Origin of the sequence: Natronococcus sp. CG52 (genome assembly GCF_023913515.1) — an archaeon.
Taxonomy (GTDB): Archaea; Halobacteriota; Halobacteria; order Halobacteriales; family Natrialbaceae; genus Natronococcus; species Natronococcus zhouii.
The window spans coordinates 2,538,770-2,556,186 of the sequence record NZ_CP099391.1 but is presented as its reverse complement, the minus strand read 5'-3'; the positions used below and the strand labels follow the sequence as shown (position 1 = coordinate 2,556,186).

At 60.1% G+C, this 17,417-nt stretch carries 13 protein-coding genes and 3 pseudogenes; 11 read left to right on the top strand and 5 right to left on the bottom strand.

The features are described from left to right. Positions 1-5 precede the first annotated feature (5 nt). A complete protein-coding gene (locus tag NED97_RS12880) occupies positions 6-791 on the bottom strand; it encodes an SAM hydroxide adenosyltransferase (RefSeq protein ID WP_252487431.1) in 786 nt (261 codons plus the stop codon). Between the two features lie 531 nt (positions 792-1,322). Here NED97_RS12880 and NED97_RS12875 point away from each other — a divergent pair. The 3 genes from NED97_RS12875 (at position 1,323) to NED97_RS12865 (ending at position 4,045) form a co-directional block, all read left to right on the top strand. After that, positions 1,323-1,622 (top strand): hypothetical protein, encoded by a 300-nt coding sequence (locus NED97_RS12875; protein ID WP_252487430.1) that lies wholly within the window; start codon positions 1,323-1,325, stop codon positions 1,620-1,622. 432 nt (positions 1,623-2,054) lie between these two features. Further along, entirely contained in the window at positions 2,055-2,366 is a 312-nt protein-coding gene (locus NED97_RS12870; protein ID WP_252487429.1) for a thiamine-binding protein, read from the top strand. Positions 2,367-2,692: 326 nt separating this feature from the next. Further along, positions 2,693-4,045, top strand: a complete 1,353-nt coding sequence (locus NED97_RS12865; protein ID WP_252487428.1) for an FAD-dependent oxidoreductase — start codon at positions 2,693-2,695, stop codon at positions 4,043-4,045. Between the two features lie 190 nt (positions 4,046-4,235). Here NED97_RS12865 and NED97_RS12860 read toward each other — a convergent pair. Together NED97_RS12860 and NED97_RS12855 are read right to left on the bottom strand one after the other, a co-directional pair. Then, positions 4,236-4,547, bottom strand: a pseudogene (locus NED97_RS12860) (IS5/IS1182 family transposase); the annotation flags it as partial. Between the two features lie 49 nt (positions 4,548-4,596). Next, positions 4,597-4,902 (bottom strand): hypothetical protein, encoded by a 306-nt coding sequence (locus tag NED97_RS12855; protein ID WP_252487427.1) that lies wholly within the window; start codon positions 4,900-4,902, stop codon positions 4,597-4,599. A 413-nt stretch (positions 4,903-5,315) separates the two neighbouring features. On the opposite strand from NED97_RS12855, the pseudogene NED97_RS12850 reads away from it, so the two are divergent. The 3 genes and pseudogenes from NED97_RS12850 to NED97_RS12840 all read left to right on the top strand — a co-directional run. Next, positions 5,316-5,540 (top strand): annotated as a pseudogene (locus tag NED97_RS12850) (IS630 family transposase); the annotation flags it as partial. Positions 5,541-5,630: 90 nt separating this feature from the next. Beyond that, positions 5,631-5,831, top strand: coding sequence for a hypothetical protein (locus NED97_RS12845; protein WP_252487426.1), 201 nt, complete (start codon positions 5,631-5,633; stop codon positions 5,829-5,831). A gap of 89 nt (positions 5,832-5,920) precedes the next feature. After that, positions 5,921-7,429, top strand: a complete 1,509-nt coding sequence (locus NED97_RS12840) for an amidase (protein WP_252487425.1) — start codon at positions 5,921-5,923, stop codon at positions 7,427-7,429. A gap of 1,328 nt (positions 7,430-8,757) precedes the next feature. On the opposite strand, the gene NED97_RS12835 is transcribed toward NED97_RS12840, so the two are convergent. Continuing rightward, positions 8,758-9,108, bottom strand: a complete 351-nt coding sequence (locus tag NED97_RS12835; protein WP_252487424.1) for a nuclear transport factor 2 family protein — start codon at positions 9,106-9,108, stop codon at positions 8,758-8,760. Positions 9,109-9,930: 822 nt separating this feature from the next. Here NED97_RS12835 and NED97_RS12830 point away from each other — a divergent pair. The 4 genes from NED97_RS12830 to NED97_RS12810 all read left to right on the top strand — a co-directional run bounded on the left by NED97_RS12830 (position 9,931) and on the right by NED97_RS12810 (position 14,186). Beyond that, positions 9,931-11,118, top strand: coding sequence for a Cdc6/Cdc18 family protein (locus tag NED97_RS12830; RefSeq protein ID WP_252487423.1), 1,188 nt, complete (start codon positions 9,931-9,933; stop codon positions 11,116-11,118). A gap of 233 nt (positions 11,119-11,351) precedes the next feature. Beyond that, positions 11,352-11,612, top strand: coding sequence for a hypothetical protein (locus NED97_RS12825; protein ID WP_252487422.1), 261 nt, complete (start codon positions 11,352-11,354; stop codon positions 11,610-11,612). Continuing rightward, positions 11,609-13,126 carry a terminase large subunit domain-containing protein gene (locus NED97_RS12820; protein ID WP_252487421.1) on the top strand — a complete coding sequence of 506 codons (1,518 nt, stop codon included), beginning with the start codon at positions 11,609-11,611 and terminating at the stop codon, positions 13,124-13,126. Before NED97_RS12825 ends, NED97_RS12820 begins: the two co-directional genes overlap by 4 nt. Before the next feature lie 655 nt (positions 13,127-13,781). Then, positions 13,782-14,186, top strand: coding sequence for a hypothetical protein (locus NED97_RS12810; RefSeq protein ID WP_252487419.1), 405 nt, complete (start codon positions 13,782-13,784; stop codon positions 14,184-14,186). 300 nt (positions 14,187-14,486) lie between these two features. Here the strand turns inward: NED97_RS12810 and NED97_RS12805 are convergent, their stop codons facing one another. Then, positions 14,487-15,683, bottom strand: coding sequence for an orc1/cdc6 family replication initiation protein (locus NED97_RS12805; RefSeq protein WP_252487418.1), 1,197 nt, complete (start codon positions 15,681-15,683; stop codon positions 14,487-14,489). A gap of 444 nt (positions 15,684-16,127) precedes the next feature. Between NED97_RS12805 and NED97_RS12800 the strand changes: the two are divergent. Continuing rightward, positions 16,128-16,835, top strand: a pseudogene (locus tag NED97_RS12800) (SIS domain-containing protein); the annotation flags it as partial. Between the last annotated feature and the right edge of the window lie 582 nt (positions 16,836-17,417).

Here is a 17,417-nt window from a genome sequence, read left to right as displayed (position 1 = left end):
GCCGTTTACGGCGAGGAGGATGTCACCGTGATGTCGTCCCCTGGCTGTGGCTGATCGAACTCCGCCGCTGCGGAACCCCCTCGCAGGAAGAGTTCCATGTACGGATCGTCGCCGCCTGCCGAGCCGGGAACCAGTCCGACAGTACCTTCCTCAACCTCAGCAACGGTGTCTCTGACAGAGACCTCGGTAGTGGTGGCGGTGAGTTCGACTGTGACGGCGTCGGTGTCCAAATCGAATTCAGACGCTCTGATCGAGGTCTTGATGTTGCCGTACCCATCAACGTGACAAACCGCCGACTCCGGCTTTGGCGGTATCTCTTCGAGAGATCGGGATGCCCCGAGCGCGTCCATGTTCCCGTTGGCAAGTTCGGCGACCCGTTTCGGGAAGTGATCCCGGGACCGAAACTGTGTGCCGGTCGCTGGCGTCTCGATCTCCCGGAACTCGTGGATGCTGTCTCGAACGAACGACAGGTTGTATCCGGCGTCGACCGCGACGACGGGCACGCCGGTCTCCAGCGTGAGATAATAGAGTTGTCCGCCTTCATCCGCTCGCTGTGGGGCAGCGGCTTCCGTTCTGGGAGCGGTATTCGAGTAGATGAACAGGTCCTCAAACGCGGGGTTATGGAGCCCCAGTTGTTCGATCCAGAAGCCCGTCGCAACCGTCGACAGCGGTGGGACCGCAGTCGTTTGGACGTGGGCGTCCGGGTCTTCAGCCAGCAGCCGATGCACGACCTCCGAAAAGGCAGGATCGGATTTCCCATAGTCGGCGACGAGGTGGATGAACGGACTCATTATCGGGCGGGTACGCGGAGACGTCTCACAGCGGTCACAAATCGTGCCAGGCGCATCACTCGAGGCGGGCCGTCACCTGCTTCAGCACCCGTACCGGCCGGTCGATGAAGCGGCTGTCAGGTATCCGCGCCGGACGGTCCTCATCGACAGTGTCCTCAGCTGGTTCGTCGGCGGTATCCTCTGTTTCAGCCGGATCTGAGTAGCGGTGACACACTGCATGGAAGCGTACAGTCGGGGCCTACAAGAAACCACAGGGGGGAACGGATCCGACCAGACAGGACGCCGATGGCGTCTCCACACCGATAATCCTCCAGTGACAGCTAGTGTCCTCAGACGAACCAAGGTGAGCCGTCTCGCATCCGGACCGACGACGACCGATCGAAAAAAAGACCAACGAGTACGCGACTCGTTCGGATGGCCTGCCACCACTCCTCTCCTCGTATCGAGCGCTTCGCCCGGTCGAGTATGAGACTGGCAACGACAGTACTCGAGGCCAGAGATTCTTATACGGCCGCCCCGTGGTTCCCAGTAATGAGGAATGAGGAGTCGGCGACGGCTTATCACCTAACCCCACCCGTTGATTTCCGTACGGCACTCGAGGTACTGGGGGACGATCATCTCATCGTCGATACGGAGCGGCTGCTCGTTATCCACCAACATGCGGTTCTCAATATCGAGGTCGAGGAAGGCGACCTAGAAACTGCCGAACAGGTGACGATCGAGGTTCTCGACGCGCCACAGTCGGCGACTGGGACCTCCCTCATGAAACGGTTTCTGGAGCAGTTGGCAACCACAACGGGAACGGACTGGATCGAACGCTCCCCTTCCTGATCAGAAGGATTCGGCGAACAGCGAGAGGCGCCAGACGGGTGCTGGCGGGCGATCACCCGCACTCACTGGCTACGGATGCAAGAGCTCGAATTCGTCGCTGCCAGCACTGTGAGACCGGCTGTACGAGCGCAGTCGACGATGAGATTTTTGCCAACAGCGGGTGCGTTTAATACTGTTTCCTCCGTATCACGACCCGGGTTCGTAGAAGCACTGCACCCTGCTCCGAGTCCGAATTCCATACGAAGCTGCACTCGTGGAGAACAGCTTCGGATCAGGGCTTCATTCCTGATTTTCGTGTGACCCGTAAGAAGCGCGCAGGACTGATTGGACTCTCAACTGCATCCCGAAGGACTATGCTGAGTGTTAGCGTAGCCCACCTCTGGCAGTGGGTGAGCGCGCTTGCCCACTGAAATGTAACTCGAGAGACATACTATGACAGTCATCGCCAGATTCGAGGTTCTTCCCGTCCGCGACGGGAGCCTCTCCGACGACATCGCACAGGCCATCGACGCCCTCGACGAGTTCGACGTCTCGTACGAACTGACCGCGACGGACACCGTGATTGAAGCCGACGACGTCAACGAGGTGTTCGAGGCCGTGCAGGCGGCACACGGTGCGGTCGAGAGCGACCGAATCATCACCTCGCTCGAACTCGACGAGTACCGGAGTCGCGAACAGGGGGCCGAGGATCGCGTCGAGTCGGTCGCGAGCGTACTCGGCCGCGAACCGAAACGCGACCGGTAGTTGATCACCTCGTCGGTCGCCCCACGCACACAGGCCCAGCACCGACGCCTCACCACAACCATTATTACACGGTTGAGAGCGGGACCAGCACCTCGCCAGCGTCGGCCGGTCGCCTCGTCACGGTTCGGACCTTCCCTGATTCGCTCCGCTGAGCGGAACGCCACTGCTTCGGGCTAGCCCACCGCTCGGCTCAACGATGTATTGGATCAAATGATCTGTGAACGTACCGTCGAGAAATCTGGCAAATATGGATAACAGTGATAGAACCGTGCTGAAAAGGTGTGTGGTAATACTTAACACACTCTGTCGCTACTAGGGAAGCTAACATGACATTAGCGACGGTTCGGAGATATCATCCCACTCGGAACCCACCCACGGAGGGGGAGGCGGTCGTGATAGGGGGAAGTATGGCCGGTCTCCTCACAGCCCGGATCCTCGCGGACAGGTATCGAGAGGTAACCGTAATCGAGCGGGATCCAACCCCGGTCGAACCGCTCGCTCGCCGGGGCGTTCCCCAGGGCCGACACGTTCATCTGCTGCTTGAAGCGGGGCGTGCAACCCTCGAGGATCTCTTTCCCGGATTCGGTGAAGCGCTCGCCAGGAGCGGCGGGGTGATACTCGACGGCTCGCGCGACGTGATGCACCATCAAGAGGGCGATTTCCTCGCCAACGGAACTCGACAGTTCCCGTTGTATTTTGCCACCCGACCACTCTTCGAACAAGTAGTTCGACGACGCGTTGCCGACCTCGACGCCGTCATGCTCCGATCGCGATGTCAGTGGACCGATTACCTCGTCGATGAATCCGCCACGACCGTGACAGGAGTCGCTGTCAATGCAGCGGATGGCCACTCGGAGGAACTGGGTGCCGATCTAGTCGTCGATGCGACCGGTCGGACGTCTAGGACACCGACGTGGCTGCGGGCGCACGACTATGACCCGCCGGAAACCGACGAAGTCCGCGTCGATATGGCCTACAGTACGGCGCACATCGAACGACCCGTCAATGACCGGCAGATGGTCCTGGCGGCCCCATCGTCCGAACTCAGCCGTGGCGGTTCGACGTTTCCGGTTGAAGACGGTGGACGGCTCGTGACCTTGTTTGGCCTGCACGGCAATCATCCGCCGACGGATGAGGAAGGACTGATCGAGTTCGCAGCGGACCTTTCTGTCCCGCATTTCGAACGGCTTCTCGACACGCGGACGTGGCTCTCCGAGGAGATCGCGCATTACCCGTTTCCGACCAGTATCCGCCGGCGCTACGAGGATCTAGAGCGGTTTCCGGAGGGTCTGCTCGTCGTGGGTGATGCACTCGCCAGTTTCAATCCAATCTACGGACAGGGGATGTCGGTGGCGGCCTTGGAGGCGTTGGTGCTGCATCACGCGCTCGCGGACGGGAGCCGCGAGGATCTTGCCCTCCGCTTTTTCGATCGGGCCAAAGACATCATCGACGTCGCCTGGACGTTGTCCGTCGGCGGGGACTTCGCATTCCCGCAAACCGAGGGCCCGAAGCCTCGTGGCACCGATCTGACCAACAGGTACATCTCCCACCTGTTGCGTGGGGCCCACGACGACCGAGTACTCCGAGAAGCGTTCGTCAAAGTGCTCATGATGGAACGGCCCCCGACGACACTATTCTCCCCTCGCATCCTGTGGCGCGTCCTCAAACCGAAGATATGAGCGGAGCTACATTCGCGCCTTCTATTCACCATAGTTGAACATTCACGTTTGAACCTTCTACCGAAATACTGTCAGGAACAGCGTACACCAGTCGGAGGCTGGTTTTCGCATCGGTGCTATTCCAAAAGAAGGTCTCCTCGCACACTCGTGATGATATGGAATATAATGAAAATTAATTAAATAACTATCTGTTTGGCTCGTGCAGTTGCGCCGACAGGCGCAGCAGCACTCGCAAGACTGCCATCTTGATCCTGTCAAACGCTTTCACTAGCGTCGAGTGATCAGGGAGACCGGCCTTCTCAAGGCCGATCTCCGCCAGTATTTGTGGCATCTCGCTCAAGAGATCGAGCGCTTCGCGGTAAGATTTCTCCAAGTAAATCCGTAGACAATGCAACGAAACGACGGCGTAGTCGGCGAATCCGCCACCCTGCGGGGCGGCGGATTCGCCTCGGCCACCAACAGCATTTTTAGCAGTAGTTGGTAGTACGGTTTCTTTATTCAGTTTGGACCGTGAACCTGAATCGGTCGATTCGTTACGTAGAGATGCGTACTTAACACTGCGTATCAGCTATCATCACTGCATCACCAGACCCAAACCCGATGTTGATGTCGATTTCTTCATCTATCTGTTCTTCACGGTCAGTACAATCCATAGTCGCCTCGGTGGTTTGCACTTCCGTCCCATCAAGGAACAGGGAGACAGTATAGGTCACACCAGTTGGGACATTCGTGACAGCAGCAGTCTCCGTCTGTACGTACGGGTCATCTCCGCTTGCAGTCGGCAATTGATATGCCTGTTCAAACACCGTTTGTCCGTAGAGTTGAATTTTGACACGTGCGTCGTGTGGTTCTTCCATGTAATTACGAAGATTGAATCCTATTGTCCCGACAAATGGTAGTGCTGTACAGCCAGATAAGCCAATGAGGGTAGAGAGGCTTCCTACTTGGAGGACACGTCGGCGTGACCACATAGTTACCATCAACACATTTCAAATTTAAACTCTTTGTGATAATAATAGTTCTATATTCCGTACGCCATACTGAGAAAGACATAAGAGCAATTCATAGTGGTATCGCGTTCGCCTGTACGCAACGCGAGTTTCAGACGAGATTCTGAATAAAGAAACCGTGCTACTATCTACTGTTAGCCAACGTCACGACTTTCCCGGTGAAGCGGGAGATTTTGGACATGAATCATCCGCCGTTTCCCGCTTCAACTCCCTAGCTCTGGCAGATCAACTCGACGCCGTCTGGCGATTCACCAGAGCCTTTCACTCCGGTTCACGGCAGCTGGCTCAATATGGCCGAAGTCGAAATCAACGTGCTCACTCGCCAGTGTCTTGACTGCCGAATTTCGGATGCAGCGACACTCCGGGCGGAGGTCGCTGCATGGGTGAGTGCTCGAAATGAGAAGAATTCTCAGATCGAGTGGCAATTCACGACCGAAGACGCTCGCGCCAAACTGTACCGACTCTACCCATCAATTGACGATTGACAGAACACTAGTGGGTTCGATGTCGTGCTGTTGATCGGACTGAGCTGTGTCGTTGTAGGCTGGATGTGGGCGTTTGGGCACTCTGCGTCGGTGGCTGTGCAGCGCCAGCAGACGTATCTGTTCGAAGAGCAGACCGGCGAGAAGATCAACCCGTTTGCGGCGTGGGAGGAGACCGATGACGGTTCTGTCACGGAGCGAGACATCGCGGAGACGTCGATCTGTCGTGAGTGTGGAGACACGATACTGGGGTCAGAGGAGTATCTCGTCTGTGCAGCGTGTGTCGACGACTGATAGACACTCAGGAAAGACCGTAGTTGAGGCGCGCCAACGTCTTTGGGACCCCCGCAGAGCTATGCTCTATTCCATGGAAGATATAGAACATGGGGACCAAAAACCGTACAATCGAAGAAGCGACGATCAACCAACTCCATCGAGCGTTCGAAGCTGGAACGCTTACCAGCGAGGAACTCGTTGACCGGTATCTCGAACGTATCGATGCCTACGATCGTGACGGTCCCGAGCTCAATTCAATCGTGACGGTCAATGAGACCGCGTCGGAACGAGCGGCCAAGCTTGACCAAATGTTCGCCGAATCAGGTACGTTCGTCGGACCACTCCACGGAATCCCCGTGCTCGTCAAAGATCACGTCGAAACGACGGATATTCCAACGACGTACGGGTCGGAAGCGTTCGACGAGTATCTCCCCGAGACAGATGCGGAAGTAACCCAGCGGTTGCGCGACGCAGGGGCGATTATTCTGGCGAAGACTACTCTGCCGGACTGGGCCACGTCATGGTTCGGATTTTCCTCGGTCAGTGGTCGGACGAAAAATCCGTACGACTTGACGCGGGACCCAGGTGGGTCGAGCAGTGGAACCGGAGCGGCCGTTGCGGCGAACCTGGGCACCGTCGGTATTGGGACCGACTGCGGCGGCTCGATTCGCGTTCCTGCGTCGTTCGATAACCTCGTTGGAGTCCGTGTGACGCCTGGCTTGATCAGCCGAACCGGGATGAGTCCGCTGGTCTCACAGCAAGATACGGCTGGCCCAATGACACGAACGGTTCGTGATGCGGCCAAACTACTCGATGTCCTCGTCGGCTACGACGAACGTGATGCACTCACCGGACAGACAGAGCTAGCCACCGTTCACGGCTCATATACGAACGCCCTCCTCACAGACGGGTTGAACGACGCGCGAATCGGGGTGCTTCGGGATGGGTTCGGTGATGATGAGAACCCCGCCGCTGCGCCGGTCAACGATGTCATCGAACGAGCGCTGACGACGATGGAGAACACGGGAGCGACACTTATCGATCCGGTCGAGATTCCGCGGTTAGAGGAGTATCTCGAAGAGACGATGCTCTACATTTTGCAGTCGAAGCGTGATCTCAACGAGTTCCTCGGCGACCGCGATGGGCCAGTTGATTCCGTCGAGGACCTCTACGAAAGCGGTCAGTATCACGACCTGTTGGATTTATTTGTCGGATTCGCTGAAGAGGGTCCAACCGATCTTTCGGACGATCTGGAATACTGGAAGCGGCGAAACGCACAGCAAACGTTCCAGCAAGAGATTCTGAACGTATTCGCGAAACACGATCTCGATGCGATCGTCTATCCCAACGTGCAAGTCGTTCCCCCGACGGAAAGCGAAATCCGGGACGGGAAGTATGAGACGATGACGTTCGCAACGAATACGATCATCGCCTCGCAGTCGCTCTGTAGTGCGGTCTCCATTCCCGCTGGATTCACCGACGACGGATTGCCGGTCGGCATAGAACTCCTCGGACGGCCGTTCGACGAGCCGACGCTGCTCGAGTTAGGGTACTCGTTCGAACAGGCAACGGCCCACCGGCAACCGCCGGACACGGCACCGCCGATAGCGGACTGATGGCGATCACGGGTCGAGACGCCCAAAGCGTTTTTTCGGAGTGTCGCCGGAGTGGGCCCAGAGGGCGCCCACCGGACCGTGCTCGCAGGGTCGTCCGGCCGCTGACGGCCGCGTCAGCCACCCGTCCGAAGTGATCTACGTCGCGGTAGGAACCGGTACCGTCTGTTGAGGGTCCGCTTCGTCCGCGGGCGTCGCGTGGGCGAACAGCGTTGGGCACCGCGATCTCGTGGGTGCCACGCGTCCCTCCGTCGGCTACCTCGCCAACAGGAGACCGACGGAACGCGTCCTCCGGTGACAACTGGTGTCCTCGGGCGACCCAGCGTGGGGCGTCTCGCATCCGGACCGACGACGACCGATCGAGGAAGAGAACCACGAGTACGCGAGCCGTACGGACAGTCGCACTGGAGTGTGGTGTGGATCCTTGGAAGAGTTCATGCACTCTCGAGCGGATGGTTTCTCCCCGGGGTCACCCTTAACTGTGGACGCCAGCCGTCTCCGGTGAGCCAGTAGATGACTCGACAGGAATCTCGGCGTCGGTCGGGAGCAGGACGCGCCGTTCGGTGTCCGAGAGGCCGTTCTTGCGCTCGGTCTGTTTGCGGGCGGCAAGGGCAGTACAGTGAGAGCTCGAGTGCTTCTGGCGTACGTGGAACGCTGTCAGTGTAGTCGGTTGCTTCGTTCAGCCTTTTGTGTGCCGCCTCAGCCGCTGCCACCGGTAGCTGCAGAGAGTACATTTCGTCTGCTCTAAACCGTTCTCCGGGGAAACTGGGGTGCAGGGAGAGTAGAACTCACACCACGCTGGAAGCAGTGTGGTTTCTCGTAGTCAGCTACTGTTCGCGAAGCCACGCGACGGTTCGCGTGAATCCGCCGTGGAGCGACACTGTGGGCTCGTACCTGAGGTCGGCCCGGACTGCGCTGATGTCGGCCTCGCTGTGTCGAATGTCGCCGTCCCGTCCCTCGATATAGGTGAATTCTGAATCTGAATCGGTGACCTCAACGATGGTCTCTGCGAGCTCGGTGATGTGTCGCTCGTTCCGGTGTCGACGTCGTACGCCGTGCCGACCTAGTTTCGCCTGGACAAGGTCGTCAGGTGAGGTCGATGTCTTCGGATCGGCCTCCGCGAGAGGGCGCGATTGGGCAGCTGTCGATCGGAGGAAGACGGCATGAAAATACTCAGGTTCGATGCCATCAGCCGGTGGTGGCTGGGCCGACAACTAACCTACAGCTGGATAATTGCGCCATAACCGCAGTGCGCAGGTCGGTGTGGATACCGGCTGAGTCGCCGAAAAATGAGCGGCACAACGTGCTTCGGCCCGGTCGACGGACGTCTGTCACTCCTTCGGCGTGATCATCCCCGCGAAGCTCTGGAAGGCGATCACATTGTCGGGAATGTGGAAGGTGTCCGTCGCGAACTCGTACTCGCTTTCCGGCGTCTCGGCCTGCCAGACGATGTAGCCGAACTCGTCCTCGACAAGCTGTTCGTTCATGGTGATCGACGCGTCTGGATCATCGAACTCGTCGAAAAGGCCCTGGAACAATCCTTTAATCTCTTCGAGCCCCCGGAACGTACCCATATTGGTGACGATAATCGATTCGTCTGTGTAGTCTTCCATGACCGCCTCGAGGTCCTGGGTCTCGAACGCCTCGAGGTGGTGGTCCAGTACGGTTTCGGTTGTCGTCATAGTATCCATATCCCGCCGGTTTCGGACTCCGACGAGAGTGTCGACAGTTCAACACGAGTCCTCATAACGATTCTGTCGGTCGACGGCGAAAGCGTGGAGACAGCTGGAGATCCAGCACCGCGAAACAACACACCGAGTCCGTGGGTCTGCCGGTCAGACCGAGTTGCCGAGTCGCACAGTGTCGATTCCTCGCAACGTTCTCCAGAGGGCTGATACTGCCCTCGCAATCCAGAGGGCTGATACGGAGAGAGTCCTCGCGATCGAGGCGCGCGCAAGCTGACGGCGACGACACCTACGACAGTGTTAATCGCTACGGCCAGCAGCGACCCGCCGAGGACGTGAAACGCCCCCAACCGAACGGGATCCGACGCCGACTCTGTGGACCCTCTTTCGGTTGTTTCAGTAGGCTACCTGAGATCGTCTTCAATCCAGGTATATTACCTATACACATACGCAGCTGATGCACACATACACACTCGTAGTTCTGCTGGAGCATGTCCGCCGCGGCCCTCGGATGCTACTCGCGGAGGGCCCGGGACCGCTCCAGCTAGTCAGGAGGCAGAAACGCGACGCAGACGACCCTCATCACCGACAGCAGGATTTACGTGAGCTGCTCATCGCCAGCCGCCCGTTCAGAAGCCCGACGCTGGGCTTACATGCTTCGCGACGTCGGCATCACGACCGGCTGGGAGCGATGAGCACGGCCGGAATGAGGTACTGTCGAAGTGACTACGACTGAGATCCTATCGAAGTCGTGTGTGACCGCTCGATGTGCGGAACGTTCATTACTAGCACGCGACTACCACTGGCAATCGCGATCGTATGAGCAAGTACGACGACCTCTTCGCCGCCACCGCGCCCGACGATAGCCTGTTCAAGGACAAGGGCGCACTCGACCCGCTCGCCGACCCCAAGGAGATCCACGCGCGCAAGGCCCAGGAACGCGAGCTCGCCACGATCCTCAACGGCGTCCACGACGGCTACCTCTCGCCGACGGTCTCGATCTACGGGCCGCCGGGCACCGGCAAGACCCTCACCACGAGACGAGTCTGCCGGGAGTTCGCCACGCGACACGACCGGGTCGCCGCCGAGTACGTCAACCTGAAGGAGTGTCGGACGCTGTTTAGCGCCGCCAACGAAATCCTGTTCGAGCTCACCGGCGCAAAGAAAGGCGCTTACGAGGGACTGGATGGCGTCTTCGAAGGAATCTGGAATGCGCTCGAGGCCTACCCCGACTGGACCGTGCTGTTGCTCGACGAGATCGACCACGTCCAGCAGGATACGAACTACGAGCCCAGCGAGTTCTTCTACCGGCTGCTCCGCGGCGAGGGCAAACTCGCCCGCGACATCTCACTGTCGGTCTGGCTGGTGAGCAACGAACTATTGGAGGTCGACCTCCGCCTCGACAGCCGCGTCGAGAGCGCGATGAGCGACGAGGCGGTGTTCTTCCCGCCCTACGGCGAGGCCGAACTGGACGCGATCCTCGTGCCCCGCCTCGAGCGAGCGTTCCGCGACGGGGTGCTTCCCGAGGACGTGTTCGACTACGGCATCCGCGAGGCGGCGCGGCGGTGGGGTGACGCCCGGAAGACGCTGACGCTGTTTCGCCAGGCCGGGGAGGCCGCGAGCGAGCGCGGACTCGACCAGGTTACCGCGGACTGTATCGACGCCAACCTCGAGACGACCGACAAGGCGGCGTTCCTCGAGAAAGCGCACCGGCTGCCGGCCTCTCACATCGGCGTGCTCGTCGCGATCACGGCCCGGCGGAACCGACGGACCGGTACGGTCGACCAGCCGGTGACGACCGACCGGATCTACGAGCTGCTCCAGAGTGAGGCGGTCAGCGACCGCTACCGGCTCGGCCAGCGCGCGATCCGCGAGGTCGTCCGCAACCTCGAGACGATGGGGCTGGTCGAGACTTGGATCGACTCCAAGGGCCGTGAGGGCCGGCAGAAACAGATCGCGACGACGTTCGAACCGACGTGGATGGACGACGTTCAGGTCGACCACTAGCGGGGTCTCGATGCAATCATTTCGATCGCAAGGCAATGGAAAATATCGACCACTGAGGCACCTTCTACAGGTGTAGCCGCGATAATAACCACCCCGATTTAAAACTCCCGGAACAAGTATATATACTTTCGCCCATAAAAATTTGGTATGCCGTCCGGACGAGTCACGCTGACTGAAACAGGCGTTCATCGTTGGCCTGTCGTACGGCTCACCGTTGGCGGCCCCGCTGACACATGAGCGAAGACCCCTCCCCCGACCGCACCGACCGCGACGACGTACTCGACCGCCTCGCCGACACGATCGAGCTCACTCACGACCGAATCGAGACCACCGAGGCCGAGAGCCCGGACGCACAGGAGCTCCAGATCAAGTGGATCCGCGCGCTCGGCTACCTCGCCGGCCAGTACCGCAAGCTGCTCAAAGACGAGGACCTCGACGAGATGGCCGCGGAGATCGACCTTCTGAAAGCCGACGATGGCGGTGATGTCCAATGACCACCCCCACCAAACGCGAGATCAAACGCCTCCTTGAAGCGCTCAAACGCGAACAACCCGCTGACGCGCCGTCGAACCTCACCGTCGAGTGGCGCGAGGCTGCCCCCGACGAGCGGCCGACGGGGATCGAGTACGATCCGGAGACGGAGACGCTCTACTACGACATCTGGCCCGCCCAGCGCGAGTGTCTCACCGCGCTCAACAGCGGCAACGCCGACATCGTCGGCTTCCTCGGCGGCTACGGCACCGGCAAGAGCGTGCTGGGTGCGCGGTGGCTGCTCGCCCAGGCGCTGACCACCCCCGGGAGCCGCTTCCTGGCGATGGGAAAGACGTTCACGGAAGCTACGGGCTCGACGTTCACAAAGCTGTTCGCCCAGCTCCCGGGCGACAACACGGCCACTGACCCCGAGCGGAGCCCGCTGGTCGCTGACTACATCAAGGCCGACCGGGAACTCACGCTCACGAACGGGACGGTGATCGTCCTCGGCTCGGCCGACAAATGGGATCGATACGCCGGCGCGGAGTTCGGCGGGATCTGGCTCGACGAACCCAGCCAGTACCAGGCTGACCTCCACCGGCTTCTCGAGATGGAGGGCTCGCGGCTCCGCGGCGTCGCCGGGTCGAAGGTCCGGTGTTGGACGCTGACGGGCAACGGCTTTAACGACGCCTATGAGATCCTCGAAAAGCGCCAGGACGCGACCGGCAAGCCGCTCGACCTCGAGATTGAACTGGTACGGGCCTCGACGCTCGACAACCCGTATCTCGAAGACGACGTCCTTGAGCGGTTCAAGCGGCAGTACAGCGACACCCAGCGTGAGGAGCAGGCGCTCCACGGCGGCTTTGCCGCCGCCACGGGACTGGTGTACGCGACGTTCAGCCGCGAGACCCACGTCATCCCCCACGCCGAGGCCGTCACCCGTATCGACGACAGCTGGCGGATCTACGGCCACGACGTCGGCTGGAACAATCCGAGCGTGGTCCTCGAACTCGGCAAAACGCCGCTCGATCAGCTCGTCGTCCTCGACGTGTTCTACGAGACCGAGAGCCACACCGAGGACGTGCGCGACTGGCTCGAGGGCCGGCCGACGGGGACGATCTACTGCGATCACGACCCCGCCCATATCGACCGACTCGAGCGGGCGGGCTACCGCGTCGAGAAGGCAACGAAGGATATCGACGCCGGGATCGCCGAGGTGCGCAAGCGCCTCGAGCCCGACGGCAACCTCTCCGTCGCGCCGACGCCGAAAAAGCAAACGGTGCGGCGGCCGTTCATGGGCCATCCCGCTCCCCCACGGGCTCGCTCGAAGCGATTCAGGCGGGACGATGAGCCTGACGACGCCGACGAGTCGGACGACACCGACGAGCCGGCGGTCGGGCTGTTGGTCTCGGAGCGCTGTCGGCCCCTGATCCGGGAGTTCTTCAGCTACACCGAGGACGACGTCGGCGCGCCGGGCGCGCGGGATCACTGTCTCGACGCCCTGCGCTACGCCGTGATGGGCCCCTCCAGCACGTAGGGCTCCGCGGGTGGCGACGTCGGCCGTCGTCGCTATCAGTTGGGTGCCTTTGCTACGTCACTTACTTTCGGTCTCGCGTGGATCGTTGATGAGTTCGTATAATCCCGTATCATAGAGATTACGCACGTGACCATGTTCCTCGAGCCGTTGAAGCCGTTGGCCAAGATATGTACTTGTTACATCTCTCTGGCCTTCATCGGCCATTCGTTCGCGCGCGTAGACTGGTGTTATACGACCCTCGAGTAGATATTCCAGTAAATCTCGATCGACATCGCGTAAGTCGCTATCGGATAGAGCCATACTGCTTGCTTTCCATACTTGCATTACATACTTGTTACTATTTGATTGTCATTCTGGCATCCCACGGGAGCTCTCAATATAAACTCCTAACTCAAGTTTGAGAAGCAAACTATATGGGCCTGGACGCTAGAGTAGTAACCGTAGGAGCGCAGGATTTCTGAGCAGAATCAGACGGTGCTGGAGACACCGCCTGCGCTTCTCGAGGTGTGAGAAGCAATGTACGCTACGTCACTTATCGGTGAAAAACGTATTGTCCAGCAACTATTCGATCATGACTGGTGTGATGGTCCGCGGTCGGATGGGCTTCCCTGCTTCACGTGTTTCACAGTAGCGCGCAGCAAGGAGGATGGTGGCAATGCCCACTAACGATGTCTATCGGCATCTCACTGAACTGAGCGAAACACTCGAGAACGGCCCGGCTGTCGTCGCGACGCCAGCACAGATCTTGCAAGGCTATCCCGTCGGGCCCGAACCCGATACCGTCCTCTGCATCGGCTGTGGGACGGCGCTGCACGAGACCGACATCGTGTTCGCGTACGCGTATCGCTGTGCCGATTCAACACGGTGGGACGTCCCGCGGTTGTTCTGTCGTGGCTGTGTGCCCAATCGGATTCGCTCGCCGACCCTCGGCACGACGGAGGTTCTTGTCGGTGGTCGGCTCGGGACGATCGCGTTCCCCACGCCACGCAGCCAACAGCTCTGTCTGAGCGAACTCACAACACGGGCATTCAGCCCGCCAACGGAAGGTTCAGAGCCGTGAGTTCCAGACTGGAGTTTTCGGAACTCGCCGCCGAAGCCCGTGACGGTGAACCTGTGGCGTTCGACGACCCAACGACGTGCGGATACGACTGGTCGATACGCTCGATCGAGGTCGAGAAACGAGACGACGGTACCTGTCGGCGCTGCGGCGATCACGACGGAAGCTACGAGTATCACTCGTAGTGATGTGGACGCAGTCCCACTCGACGGCCTCTCGGTGTGAGAGTAGATTTCGTGTGCTCTCTCAGACAGCGAGAGGGAGACAGTCGATGCCCAGTCGGAGAGTGGATTTCGTGTGTTTCTATTCGAACGTCCGCCCGATTTCGTCTCTCGTTTCGAGGACGATCATCGGATCGAGATCGAGTTCGTACTCGTAGTACTGTCCGCCACTGAGTCCCTTATTCCGCTCGTGTCTGATCAAAAACCCGAGCATGTGCAGATCCGAGAGGTGGTCCTGGATACTCTTCAGCGTCGTGAGCGGTGACGCGCCGTAGGCGGTCGCGACCTGTTCGTATCTCTCCTGAACCGTCTTCGATCGAACCGGAACGGCTCCCTGCCGTTCCAGTTTCGCGATCGTCTCCAGGATGTACTGGGCGTGTTCGGTCTGATCGCGGATCTTGTCCTGGAGTCGTCCGCGTTGCACGAGCGTCCGTGCGTCCTCGATGTGCTCGTCGGTGACGACGTCGTCTCCCGCTCGTTCGGCGACTTCGGCTCCGACACGCAGGAGATCGATCGCCTGGCGCGCGTTTCCCATATCCTGGGCCGAGAGTGCGGCGGCTTTCGCGATGGTCGAGTCGTCACAGGCCCCGCTGACGAACGCGCGATCGGCTCGATCCTCGAGGATCGTCCGCAGTTCGCCGGCGTCGTACGGACTGAACGAGATCTCTGTCTCCATGAGCGTGTCCTTGACTTTCGCCGACAGCGACTGCCGAAACGTGTAGTTGTTACTGATGCCGACCACGCCGACGAGCGCGTCCGTGATGTGGCCGTTGGAGCGGGCTCGAGGCAGTTCGTACAGGAGCGTATCGACCTCGTCCAGGTGGTCGATCTCGTCGAAGACGAGCAGATGCGTGCCCTCGTGGCGATCGAGCTGTCGGTAGAGTTCGTCGAAGGCATCGCCCGTGCCGAGCCCGCGCTTTGGAAACGGACTCGCATTCGCCGTCAGCAACTCGTTGACGAGCCGCCGCACGACCATGAACAGCGTCTTGCCGTTGCAGTTGATCTCGTGGACGTGGAGTTCGTCGGCTTCGTCTCGGGTTTCGACCTCCGCTTGCAACTCGGTCATCATGTATGTCGTCACCGCTGTTTTCCCGAGTCCCGCCTTCCCGTAGAGAAAGACGTTCTCCGGCTCCCGGCCGAATAGGACGTCCTGGAGCGCGTGACTGAATTCGGTGATCTCTTCGTCGCGCTCGAGGATCTCTGCAGGTTGATAGCTCTCGCTCAGCACGGACTTCTCGGCGAAGATCGTGTCCGTGATGTCGCTAAACGGTCCCGACATTCCTTGCTGACGACCACTCAGTAGTGTTACTTAAAACCACCTTTCGTCTGATTCGTATGCTTTGCCGATCAAGAGACCGTTCTGGATATCACGCGCTCTCGACCCTTTCGGCTCATCTGAACACTAAAAGCACACGAAACGTACTCTCTCTCTCTGTGGGTCAGTGGCACAAGGGATCCAGTGTGGAGGAGGCCGCGCCTACGAACCCGTTCGACGGTGACATGAGAGAGCGGTTGTACGACGCGCTCGAGGCCGCCGACGAGCCCCAGCCGGCGGCTACCCTCGCCGACGCACACTCGCTCGCGGAACTCGATGCCGAACTGGAGCGCTTGCTCCAGGTGATCCAGACATACCAGGACCGGTACGGGGTGGAGACGCTCGCTGAGGTCGACCGGGCCGCGGAGACAGCGAAGTTCGCCGACTGGCCCGCGGCGCGAATGGAACTCCGGCGCGACGACGCTCGCGCTGACGAACACGGTAGGGAGTTCGGCCGCTCGCGAGTGCGATCACGTCTGTTACATCCGGGCCGGCCCCGAGATCGGCGTCGCCGCGACGAAGACGTTCGCGAGCCAGCAGGTCGCGCTGGCGCTCGTTGTGGGGGCGCTCACCGGTGATACTAGTCCGGCCTTTTTGGAGGCGCTGCGCGAACTGCCGGATCGGGTCCAGAAGGTGCTCGACTCGTCGCAGGCGCACGACGTGGCCGACACCTACGTCGACGCGGACGCGTACTTCTTCATCGGCCGGGGGGACGCTGCGCCGGTCGCCCTCGAGGGCGCGCTGAAGATGAAGGAGATCACGTACAAGCACGCCGAGGGCTTTGCGGCCGGCGAGTTGAAACACGGTCCGCTGGCGCTGGTGAGTGCGGACACACCGGTGTTTGCGCTGTTGACGGAGGGGTCGAGCCTGGAAAAGACGCTGGGCAACGTCAAGGAAGTCGAGGCCCGCGAGGCACCGGTCGTCGCGGTGACCGACGCGCCCGACGAGGTGGGGCGGTACGCCGATCACGTCCCAAAGGTCCCCTCGAGCCACCCGCAACTGACGCCGGTGTTGGCGAACGTCCAGTTGCAGTTGGTCTCCTACTGGGTTGCAAATCGGCTGGGACGGTCGATCGACAAGCCGCGGAACTTGGCAAAAAGTGTGACCGTCGAGTAGGATCCGGTTCCGGACCGGATTGATGAGCCATTTTTCGGAATCTGTCCACCTCGATCGAGGATAAGCGGGTTCATAGTCACCAATCGGTCGAATGAGAGTCTCCAGTGACAGCTGGTGTCCTCGGCCGACCACTGAACGTCGTCTCGCGTCCAGACCGACGACAACCGATCGAGGAAGCAACCCACACGACTACGCGACCCGTTCGAGCAACCGCACGCGGATGGTTCGTGGATTGGTCGGAAGCGTGTGGGCTCTCTCGAGCGGTGTTTCGTCCTCGTGGTCAGCTGCAGCCGTGGCTGGCAGCCGTCTCCGGTAAACCAGTAGATGACTCGCCAGGGATCTCGACGTCGGTCGGCAACAGGCCCTGGCGTTCGGTGTGCGTGCTAGAGGCCGTTCTTCCGCTCGGTCGTCTTGCGGAGGGCCAGACGATGCTTCGAGAGTTGAGGGACGCGTTGATCGTCCGTGAGATGACTCTGTCTCTTTCCCGAACAACTCCACACGCAAAGCAGTGGCATCAGGCAGAGTTTCCGGAGAGGCCGATACTGGTCATCGTGACTCCACGGAACACTGGCGGATATCGCT

What these genes read in the sequence shown, in the direction of transcription:
- NED97_RS12880 (WP_252487431.1), bottom strand. Translation starts at nt 791, where the DNA reads ATGAGTCCGTTCATCCACCTCGTCGCCGACTATGGGAAATCCGATCCT.
- NED97_RS12875 (WP_252487430.1), top strand. Translation starts at nt 1,323, where the DNA reads ATGAGGAATGAGGAGTCGGCGACGGCTTATCACCTAACCCCACCCGTT.
- NED97_RS12870 (WP_252487429.1), top strand. Translation starts at nt 2,055, where the DNA reads ATGACAGTCATCGCCAGATTCGAGGTTCTTCCCGTCCGCGACGGGAGC.
- NED97_RS12865 (WP_252487428.1), top strand. Translation starts at nt 2,693, where the DNA reads ATGACATTAGCGACGGTTCGGAGATATCATCCCACTCGGAACCCACCC.
- NED97_RS12855 (WP_252487427.1), bottom strand. Translation starts at nt 4,902, where the DNA reads ATGGAAGAACCACACGACGCACGTGTCAAAATTCAACTCTACGGACAA.
- NED97_RS12840 (WP_252487425.1), top strand. Translation starts at nt 5,921, where the DNA reads ATGGGGACCAAAAACCGTACAATCGAAGAAGCGACGATCAACCAACTC.
- NED97_RS12835 (WP_252487424.1), bottom strand. Translation starts at nt 9,108, where the DNA reads ATGACGACAACCGAAACCGTACTGGACCACCACCTCGAGGCGTTCGAG.
- NED97_RS12830 (WP_252487423.1), top strand. Translation starts at nt 9,931, where the DNA reads ATGAGCAAGTACGACGACCTCTTCGCCGCCACCGCGCCCGACGATAGC.
- NED97_RS12825 (WP_252487422.1), top strand. Translation starts at nt 11,352, where the DNA reads ATGAGCGAAGACCCCTCCCCCGACCGCACCGACCGCGACGACGTACTC.
- NED97_RS12820 (WP_252487421.1), top strand. Translation starts at nt 11,609, where the DNA reads ATGACCACCCCCACCAAACGCGAGATCAAACGCCTCCTTGAAGCGCTC.
- NED97_RS12810 (WP_252487419.1), top strand. Translation starts at nt 13,782, where the DNA reads ATGCCCACTAACGATGTCTATCGGCATCTCACTGAACTGAGCGAAACA.
- NED97_RS12805 (WP_252487418.1), bottom strand. Translation starts at nt 15,683, where the DNA reads ATGTCGGGACCGTTTAGCGACATCACGGACACGATCTTCGCCGAGAAG.